Annotated in this window: 1 pseudogene; it reads left to right on the top strand. The window is 71.5% G+C overall.

Annotated elements, in window-relative coordinates:
- Positions 1-1124, top strand: a pseudogene (locus NHG85_RS03420) (hypothetical protein); the annotation flags it as partial.

Here is a 1124-nt window from a genome sequence, read left to right as displayed (position 1 = left end):
ACCGGGCCGGGCATCCGGTCATGTCCTCCGCCGTGGTCGGGCTGCGCGCGACCTTGGGCGAGTGGGACGTGGCCGACATGCAGCCCGAGACGCCGGGGCTGCAGGTCTTCGTGGCCGAGGGGCGGGCCGAGCTGAGCTTGCGCGCGCCGCAGGTGCCGGGGCGGGCGCGGCTCTTCGCCAGCGCCGATATCGGCGAGGCGGAGGCCGAGATCCGCTTTACCCCCGATCTCGCCGCGCGCGAGCTGGTCGGGGTGATCGAGGCGACCGCGTCGCTTGGCGGGGCGTGGGTCAGCCCGTTCGAGCACGCCCATGAGGGGCTGTCGGGCGAGGTCTACCTGCGCGGCGCGGTGGGCGACACGCTGGTGACGCTGCACTACGACAGCCGCGACGAGGGCGACGGGCTCTTGGGCGGCACTGCGGACAACGCCGGGTTCCCGGTCTTCGGGGACAGCTCCGAGCAGGGGTTCGACGCCGCCTCGTCGCGCGGATTCTACCTGCGGCTCGACCGGGCCGGATCGAGCCTCGTGCATGGCGACATCGCGACAGCGCCCGCGCTCGACGGTTTTCGGCTCGGCGGCGGCGGGCGTATCGTCACCGGCACCAAGTACGTGACGCAGACCGAGCGTGAGACGCTCACCCTCTTTGCCGCGCGCACCGGCCAGAGCGAGCGCCGGATCGAGATCGCGGGGCAGGGCATCACCGGGCCCTATCCGGTCGATCTGTCGGGGATGATCGCGGGCAGCGACCGCGCCTGGCGCATTGTCCGCGACCGCGACACCGGCGAGATCCTGTCGGAGACCCCGCTGGAGCGGCTGACCGATTACGTGCTCGATTACTTCGAGGACAGCATCATCTTCGACACGGCATTGCGACAGGCGCAGGACGATGGCGATCCGGTCTCCGTACGGCTCGTCTTCGAAACCGAAGGGATGGCCGAGCGGCATTGGCTCTATGGCGGCGATCTGGTCTGGGCGGTGAACGAGAACGTCGAATTCGGCGCCCGGCTGCAGCATGCCGACGCGCCGCGCGGAACGGTCGAGCGCGCCCGGCTGCGCGCCGCCTATCTGCGCCGAAGCCTCGACGCGGGCACGACCGCCGAGGCGGAGCTGGCGCAGGCCGAGGAC

It is taken from the genome of Limimaricola litoreus, assembly GCF_024159025.1.
Classification (GTDB): domain Bacteria; phylum Pseudomonadota; class Alphaproteobacteria; order Rhodobacterales; family Rhodobacteraceae; genus Limimaricola; species Limimaricola litoreus.
This window is presented reverse-complemented; position numbering and strand designations above follow the sequence as displayed.